We start from the raw sequence: 7,770 nt of genomic DNA on the forward strand, positions 1-7,770 counted from the left end.
CTCCATTTAATTATGTTTACCAACACTCTAGGCTATGTATTCACCTAGAAACGAATCGCACATTTCGGGTCGCTACAACTAGTGTTTGATTGTTAATCTCTTCTGGACTAGTCAAACGAGACAGGTAAGTATAAATTCCTCTTCCTTCTGGACGAAAACGAATTGAAGTTGGTATTACTTGATAATCGATACCGCTGTAATTGAAGTTATTTAAAGCTTGAGTTAATTCAGACTCAACAAAATCTCGCTCAATCATTTCTGACATCGGTAATAATAATGTCATTTTTAATTGAAATTGCTTGGGTAATGATTCCTCCTGAGCAATTTGTCCAACAACTCCTAAGACTTTAGGAATTATTGATTCAGATTTGAGCTGACGCACGCTACTTTTAACTTTAGCTTGAACGGCAGAATAACCCACTAAATAATACTGTTCTTCTTCTGGCAATTTAATATAGCTTGCCTCAGAATTAGGTTCGACTGAAGTTGGACAAATTACCGCACTAGAGACAAGAAATTTAGGCTTACCTCTTCTACCTTTAGCATAGATACTTTTAGTGCAACTGGTTCCAGGGTCTATGACCAAAGTCAAAGTGGGAATTTGAGTTTTACTAGAGGTTGGAGTTAATTGAGGTGTTGAAACAATATTTTGATTGCTCATAGCTAATCTTCGATATTAAATGTTATTTGATAATTGGCTTCTGAAACTTGTTCTCTAGCGCGGTCATAAATTTGCCACATTTCATCCGACCAGTCTTCCTCATTTTCAGGCTGAAGTTCATTGAGAATGCGAATTATTTCTAGTCCATCCTCGCCATTAGCTAATTCTTGAAGTAACCCCATAATTTTGGCTTCTAGCTCTTTCAATGGAGATAAAACGGGGTCGGACTTAATCGCTGTTACCGTAACATTTGATTCGGCAATAGCGTTACTTTCTTCACCTTGAACAGCTAGCTTATGAGGTCGAATTTTTGTAGTCTCCAATGGGGGAATTGAATCAGAAGGATAAATCATTATCGGCTGAGACGCTTCTAATCCAGAATGCTTAACGCTGATTCCAGTAAGGTTTTCAATCAAATCTATTTGAGCTTGAAGGGAAACTAAAGACTCAAAAACTATAGAACGAAAGTGTTCGTGTTCGGGCGATACAGATAGTGGCAAGTAGAACGATTCGACTGCTTTGCCTATTCGAGCTTGGGGGGAAACAATACTGTGTCGGTTTAGGTATTCAGTCAATAGTTGTTCCGAACTGTTATCAGACTTACATTTAAGTTCAAAACGAACTAGATTGTTCTTGGTTTTAAGATGAACTGAATTAGGCATGATAAAGAAATTTGAATCAATATTATTTTTAATATCTCTTTTCAAACAATAATTATCCGTGATCGATAACACACTGAAAGCCCGAATAAATAAGCTGACGCTTTTGGCGTTGAAAAATTTTATGTCTTTCCAATGAAACCAATTGTCAAACGTCTCAAATTTAGCGAAAAAACTCGATACCAAATTATCAACATTAAAACTAAAACAAAAATTCCTACCTATGCCACTATTTGTCGTTGGGGATTTTGCTATAGCTTGAGTCAAGATTCGATTCCTTCTCCAGTCCCCCTAGTGTTTGATTCCAATTTAGAAATCACTTGGGAAACATTTATTGGCAATACTGGTTCGCTTATTCCTATCGCTCTCAAACAGTACTGCCATAATCATAATTTACTCCTAGATTCTGATTCAATAAAACGACAATTTGAACTACATTTGGCTAGAGGAATTGGCTATTTAGCAGGGATGAAACTATCTGGAATTGAGGAATTAATGGAACTAGCTCTAAATCCACCAACTCCAACTAAACCCAGTAGTGAAATTATTAAACTCCAATCCAAACCTAAGCCAGCAATCAAACTGGTATGGCAAATACTAGAAGAACCTGAAACTAATCAAAGCAAAGGTAGTAAAAGCAGTTTGTCACACAAAATGTTTAAGTTATAATTTTAAGAGCTTGCGCTTGAGAAAACCAGACAATTAACCAACCCTAGTATCATGTCCAGTTTTACTCAAGAACGAAAAACTTCTATGGAAACGCATTATAGAAGCAACTTATATCGCTCGCCAGAGCGATTAAATCAAATAATTCAAAGTTTATTTAAACTGCCAAATTATTGGAAATTAGTCCCTTGCATCGATAAACAACCCTTGGGTAAAAGGTGGCAGCAGAATTATTACTCACCCCAAATCCTATTTCGTTCGTTATCTCAAGAGGGGAAAATATGGGTGAGAGGAAACCAAGGATTCTATGCAGCTGTACCCAATGGCTATAGTCTATTATGCGGACAACAACAGAGCGATCGCTATTTGATTGCCCTTGATTGTGACTCAATTGAGGCTTTAAATCAAGTTAAGGCAATGGGGTTTCCCACTACAGTTAGTTATAGTTCTGGTCGTCCAGGACGTAGACAGTTTCTATATTATGTAGACCAGCCCATAACCAGCTTTAAACTCAATAATGGCTTAGAAGTAAGAGGTGAAAATTTACTTGTTACCCTGCCTCCATCGGTTCATCCTATGACGGGTAAATATCGTTGGATAATTGCACCAGACCAGCTCGAAATTCCCACAATATCAAGTCTATGGCTAAATATTTTAAAACCAAAACTTAGGTCTAAACTTCCTCAAACCAAAGCTTATCAACATCAAACGGTAAAAGATCTGGTTAATTTAATTAATCCCATCTATGCAGACATCTACGATGACTGGATTCGAGTGGGTATGGCTCTTAAAGATTGGGATGCTGGCTTACTTTGGCTCTGGGATCGCTGGAGTCAGAGTTCGAGCAAGTATAAAACTGGAGAATGTTCCTACCGCTGGTCAAGTTTTAACGGTTCGGGCATTACCTACCGCACAATTTACTACTACGTCAAGATTAGCTAAAATCTAATAGGTGTGAGCAAGAGTTAGCCAGTCCGCTTTAACGGCTGGCAGTGGAAAGTTGCTCAACTCAGGCAAGGTAAAGCACAAAATTACTGGGATGCAAAATCGAAAGATAACTTCTACTTTGTACAGGGCGAAGTTATTTAAAAACATAGTTTTAGCAGGCTAAAGAAATAAATTATTAAATATCGTTTCAGAAATTTTATTGATTAGTGTAGTATATTGGCTGCGAATAAAACACAACTGCGCTCAAATCTTCAACTAGCCAAATCTGGTTACAATAGTTGGTGGTTGATCATGGGAAACGATCTATGGAATTAACGATTAGCAACGTAGAAAACTATAAGGGATATATTGTTATCCTCTTCTACTATCCAAATAGGCTGCATCAGTATGCCATCCTCTTCAAAGATAGAATTACTTTCAGCCCAGAAGGTTACTATTCACCAAAATCTGCTTACTGTGCAGTTAAACATACGATAGATGGAATCGTCAATCAGTCCTATCTCTAAACAGTTGGATCTTTTAGCTCATGCAGCAGGATTAAATCTTACGATTTTATTTTTTCTTCCAAAGATATTTCCCAGGAACAGTACGTTCTAAGTTACCTTTTTTAGTCTGAAGACCTAAAACGCTACTAAAGGAACTAGCAGCTTTTTTACGTTGATCAGGCTCTAGACCATCGGGATAAACGTATTTAATTACATCCGATACTTCTATTACTCCTTCTTTCTCAATAACAAAATCTAATACCATATCAGTAATGCTTTCATACTGCTCAAGTACTTTAGAAGGGGGTAAGATGCTTGCAGGCTTAACTTTGACTTTTTTAGTTGCTTGTTTAGTTTCTGCTTTAGATTTAGTGGTGGAAGATTTGTTGGTTTTAACAGGTGTTTTGACCTTAACTTTAGAAAGAGATTTGGTCTGAGTCTTAGTAGGTTCGGTTTCGAGTTCTGGTTCTATTTCTGCGTCAACTACAACAGCCTGATGTCCATTACTAACTATCTGAGGTTGAGAAGTAATATTGCTAGTTAAAGACTCAATAATATTTTGACAAGAATTTAGCTCATTTTGAGTATTTTCTGCCTCCGTTTTTAACAGTTCTAAAGATTCACTATGAAAAGCGATCGCTTTTTGCTGATATGCAACCAGCTGTTCCAAATCGGACTGCATTTGCTGGTAGACTTCTAAACGCTTTTTCAGATCAAATAAAGGTTTAGGAGGGGTAGGAGGCATAGGAATAGTGGACATAATCTTAATTTTTATTTAAGGGTTGGCAATTTTTATTTTAACCCGAACATTTGAGGATTTAATTTGCACTACTAGCTGGCGATCGCTAGAAACTTAAATCTTAAATCAATAATTTCTAATATTTACACTTTAGATATTAAAGCTGCCTAAACAATTAACCCTGTCGGGTTGATGTAGGTGAAGTTTGATTGATATCGGTTTTATTTAAATCATGAGTAATCCTCTTATTTCGGCTAAAAAGGCAGAATTAAAATCTCGTATAGTTAACATTGTTACGTTAAATCGTGCAAACACGCTGCTCGCAGGCACGGTTTATTGCGGACGTAATTCCAGTCGCAATTCAGATCGTTTTAATCCTTTGGATTTGGGTTTAGGCAATCCCTATTCTCACAAAAATACCAATAATTGTGTCTGGCGAGTTAATAGTTTAGAAGAATGTTTATATTGTTATAAACAATGGCTTTGGAAATTAATCCAGAATGAAAATTCTCAAGATAATTTGATGGACTGGGAAAGGATGTATCTTTATAGATTTTTAAATTTATGTAGGGAATTAGATAAAGTTCAGACTTTAGTGTGTTTTTGTATCAACACTTATCACAATGCCCTTAACAAAGACAATATTTATTGCCATACACAAATATTGTGGAACGCTGCGGTATGGTACAACAGTCAAAGCTTTAGTTAAATAGAAAAATAGTGTCTAAATTGCTCGGTTGAGCTTGGGTAGAGTGAACTATACCAATAAATAGATCAAAATGATATTAGGATTTACTGGTCATAGACCTAATTCTCTACCAGGTACTTATTCTGAACGCACCTATCAAGCTTTATTAGACACTGCTAATTTTGTTATGAGTCAATATCGTCCCGATACGGTAATTTCAGGAATGGCTTTAGGATGGGACACGGCTGTAGCTGAATGCGCTATTAATCGATGCCTTAAGCTAGTGGCAGCGATTCCTTTTCGCGGTCAAGAATCGCGATGGACTCAAGCTAATCAAGTTGAATATCTAGAACTACTAAAACCCCGCCACAACTAGCAACGAAATATGAACCAGTCCAGAAAACAGGCTTGCGATAGTAATTGGCTAAATAAGCTGCAAAATCTTTCCGAATCAAACGACTAGAAACAGTCTTAAGATTAGCGATAAATTTACTCAACTCTACTTGTGGATGATTAAGTATGATTCTAACTTACTGCTATCGAATTAACCCTAGTCCCGAACAAGAGATTCTGATGAACCACACATTAGAACTTTTGAGAAGGCATTGGAATTATTCACTAGGGCAGCGGTTAGATTATCTACGGCGTACTCGTTCACTAGTGGATAGATGTTCGATTGTTTCTGAGCCGATTGGGGATATTCCCGAACGAGTTAATTACTATACTCAGCAATCAGATCTAAAACAAACGAAAGTCTTGTTTCCTGAATATCGAAAGACATGACCCATTAGAGGTCAGTCAAAACATAACTTGATTTAAGTTAGTCAAAGGCAGACTCAAATTAAAAGTCTGCTTAATTTTGGCTCTGTCGAGCCTGGGTTAGTGAATTTAATTAAATCAATAAGGTTAAAAACCATGACTTATACTACTTATGCACCTGTCCAGACTCAAGCCTATGCACCTGTTCAATCTGTAGCTAGTTACGTACCTGAACAAGTCAAAGAACCTAAACCGTTGACAATAGAACAGCTTGTTTTCACTATTATCAATAGCGAAATAGACAAGTTCAAGCGTGCTGGTCAAAATGTTGATGCCAAATCAACCAGACTTACTTACCAACAGTATTATACTGGTTGGAATCGCGAGCAAATCATACAAGCTGCGTTTAACCTAGTCGAGATTTACGACCATCAGACTCGGCAATGGCGCTTAGTTCAAAACGAACAAGAACTACGTTCCAAGCAAAAACAATATTCCAAAAAGTTTCATTACTGGAATAAGCAAAATGCCAGGTAAATATAGAGGACAGATATCTACCTGAGTAATCTGTCCCCAGTTAAAACAATACCCAAATTGGGTATGTTTTTTTTCAGACCAGGATCTGCGGTAATTGTTTTGCCCGTTTTTTCTCGACCTCGTAAACCTTGAGAACGTTTTAAGTCTCCAATAAAATAAATTTTACTTTGGGTCATTTTTATTTTTAATAGCTCTGGGGAGCGTAAGTAAATAATCATCAGATATTTATTTATGCTGGAAATTACTGGAAACATTTTTGATCAAGATTCCTGGTCGCAACAGCCTCAAACAAAAGAATTAGCTTTGTGCATTACCACTAATGGCATCATTAAAACCAATGGCGATGCGGTAATGGGAGCAGGCATTGCTAAAGCATTTACTCTAGTGCATCCTCAACTACCAAAAATACTGGGGCAAAAGCTAACTGAGTCTGGAAATCAGGTTCACTATTTATTGAGTATGGGTAATGCTCACATTCTGTCCTTTCCTACTAAGCATCATTGGCGCGATCGCTCTAGCTTGACTTTAATCACGAATTCGGCTCGAACTCTAGCTGAACTGGCAAATCTGAAACCAGATTGCACCTTTGTCTTGACTAGACCTGGATGCGGTCTAGGTGGCTTATCTTGGTCGATGGTCAGAGATGCGATTTCTCCTATCCTCCTCAATAACTGCTGGGTTATCGATATCAATAATGCTTGAAGGATCAAGTAGATTGGGCTAGCATGAGGAGCGTGAAACATTTCTAGAACTTCGGTATAGTTTCATAGTCTGAGAAGGATACCGCAAGATAGCCATAGCTAGAAACTTGGCTATCTATTTTCATTCTAATAATCAACCGCACATTTTAGATATTGTTGGTGTCAACCTTGATTATTAACACTATCAAAATTTAAGAAATAATCTCGAATTAGACGAATTTTCTCAGAAAGCAAAAATAGGAAAAAAATAAAAGTCTGAATCGATTTTTTAAGACTCTGAATCTCATTTTTGGAAGTTTTTTGCTGAAAATTGTAGTCTGAGTTGTTACTTAATCTAAATAACCATCTAATATAGGTTAAACAAGTCAAAAATTTAAGCTCGATTTTTCAAAGGTCTGAACTTTATTTTTACCTTTTTTTAGCAGTCTGAATCTCAATTTTTGATTTCTTCCATTAGAAATCGTAGTCTAACTTTTTATTCAACCAATCAATAAAAGCGAATTTCACCAAACCTAGAACACGATTGGGGTTAGAAATACTTGGTTAGCAAGCAGTGCAAGAATATATACTCTTGGTACTATAGTACTTAAACAATCGTTCTTGCAGCTTGCCAGATAATTGTAGCTCAAATTAGCTGAATTTGAGACTAGGGTGAAAAATCTCAAAAAATATTGGTTTGTGGCTAAAGTTGCACAGAAATATTTTAACTGTGATCTAAATTGCACCGAGCTAGTTTAGACATTGCCAAAATAAAATTTTTACTTCCACAAGACTTAAGGTTGTGACTCACTACCCTAATAATAAAGGTGAATATAAATCAAAAGGAGTACTACTAAAACTTTACCCCAGCGATCTTATTGAGATAGACCGTCAAGCCAAGCTACTAAATCTTTCTCGAACTGAGTACATTACTAAATGTGTTCTAGA

Annotated in this window: 10 protein-coding genes and 2 pseudogenes; 7 read left to right on the top strand and 5 right to left on the bottom strand. The window is 36.6% G+C overall.

Annotated features, from left to right (window positions below; translation table 11 throughout):
- Positions 1 to 40 precede the first annotated feature (40 nt).
- Positions 41 to 661 (bottom strand): hypothetical protein, encoded by a 621-nt coding sequence (locus tag C7B62_RS23095; RefSeq protein WP_106243077.1) that lies wholly within the window; start codon positions 659 to 661, stop codon positions 41 to 43.
- A 2-nt stretch (positions 662 to 663) separates the two neighbouring features.
- Positions 664 to 1,323, bottom strand: coding sequence for a hypothetical protein (locus tag C7B62_RS23100; RefSeq protein ID WP_106243080.1), 660 nt, complete (start codon positions 1,321 to 1,323; stop codon positions 664 to 666).
- Positions 1,324 to 1,455: 132 nt separating this feature from the next.
- Between C7B62_RS23100 and dndE the strand changes: the two genes are divergently transcribed.
- Complete coding sequence (gene dndE, locus C7B62_RS23105) at positions 1,456 to 1,989, top strand: DNA sulfur modification protein DndE (RefSeq protein ID WP_106243084.1); 534 nt, start codon at positions 1,456 to 1,458, stop codon at positions 1,987 to 1,989.
- Positions 1,990 to 2,040: 51 nt separating this feature from the next.
- Positions 2,041 to 2,928 (top strand): PriCT-2 domain-containing protein, encoded by an 888-nt coding sequence (locus C7B62_RS23110; RefSeq protein ID WP_106243087.1) that lies wholly within the window; start codon positions 2,041 to 2,043, stop codon positions 2,926 to 2,928.
- A 558-nt stretch (positions 2,929 to 3,486) separates the two neighbouring features.
- Here C7B62_RS23110 and C7B62_RS23115 read toward each other — a convergent pair.
- Positions 3,487 to 4,179 (bottom strand): hypothetical protein, encoded by a 693-nt coding sequence (locus C7B62_RS23115; protein WP_146132187.1) that lies wholly within the window; start codon positions 4,177 to 4,179, stop codon positions 3,487 to 3,489.
- A 211-nt stretch (positions 4,180 to 4,390) separates the two neighbouring features.
- Between C7B62_RS23115 and C7B62_RS23120 the strand changes: the two genes are divergently transcribed.
- Positions 4,391 to 4,867, top strand: coding sequence for a DUF4326 domain-containing protein (locus tag C7B62_RS23120; RefSeq protein WP_106243092.1), 477 nt, complete (start codon positions 4,391 to 4,393; stop codon positions 4,865 to 4,867).
- Between the two features lie 70 nt (positions 4,868 to 4,937).
- Positions 4,938 to 5,222: a hypothetical protein gene (locus tag C7B62_RS23125; protein ID WP_106243094.1), complete on the top strand. Its 285-nt coding sequence runs from the start codon at positions 4,938 to 4,940 to the stop codon at positions 5,220 to 5,222.
- Here the strand turns inward: C7B62_RS23125 and C7B62_RS23130 are convergent.
- Positions 5,176 to 5,355: pseudogene (locus C7B62_RS23130) on the bottom strand (transposase); the annotation flags it as partial. The gene C7B62_RS23125 and the pseudogene C7B62_RS23130 overlap by 47 nt on opposite strands.
- 10 nt (positions 5,356 to 5,365) lie before the next feature.
- Here C7B62_RS23130 and C7B62_RS23135 point away from each other — a divergent pair.
- Positions 5,366 to 5,620, top strand: a pseudogene (locus C7B62_RS23135) (helix-turn-helix domain-containing protein); the annotation flags it as partial.
- 141 nt (positions 5,621 to 5,761) lie between these two features.
- Positions 5,762 to 6,142 carry a hypothetical protein gene (locus C7B62_RS23140; RefSeq protein WP_106243100.1) on the top strand — a complete coding sequence of 127 codons (381 nt, stop codon included), beginning with the start codon at positions 5,762 to 5,764 and terminating at the stop codon, positions 6,140 to 6,142.
- Positions 6,143 to 6,159: 17 nt separating this feature from the next.
- On the opposite strand, the gene C7B62_RS25915 is transcribed toward C7B62_RS23140, so the two are convergent.
- Positions 6,160 to 6,318 carry a hypothetical protein gene (locus C7B62_RS25915; RefSeq protein WP_158260736.1) on the bottom strand — a complete coding sequence of 53 codons (159 nt, stop codon included), beginning with the start codon at positions 6,316 to 6,318 and terminating at the stop codon, positions 6,160 to 6,162.
- Between the two features lie 55 nt (positions 6,319 to 6,373).
- On the opposite strand from C7B62_RS25915, the gene C7B62_RS23150 reads away from it, so the two are divergent.
- On the top strand, positions 6,374 to 6,844 hold the full coding sequence (locus tag C7B62_RS23150) for a hypothetical protein (protein ID WP_106243109.1): 471 nt from the start codon (positions 6,374 to 6,376) through the stop codon (positions 6,842 to 6,844).
- Positions 6,845 to 7,770 lie beyond the last annotated feature (926 nt).

Origin of the sequence: Pleurocapsa sp. CCALA 161, assembly GCF_003003995.1 — a bacterium.
In the GTDB taxonomy this organism is placed as follows: Bacteria; Cyanobacteriota; Cyanobacteriia; order Cyanobacteriales; family Xenococcaceae; genus Waterburya.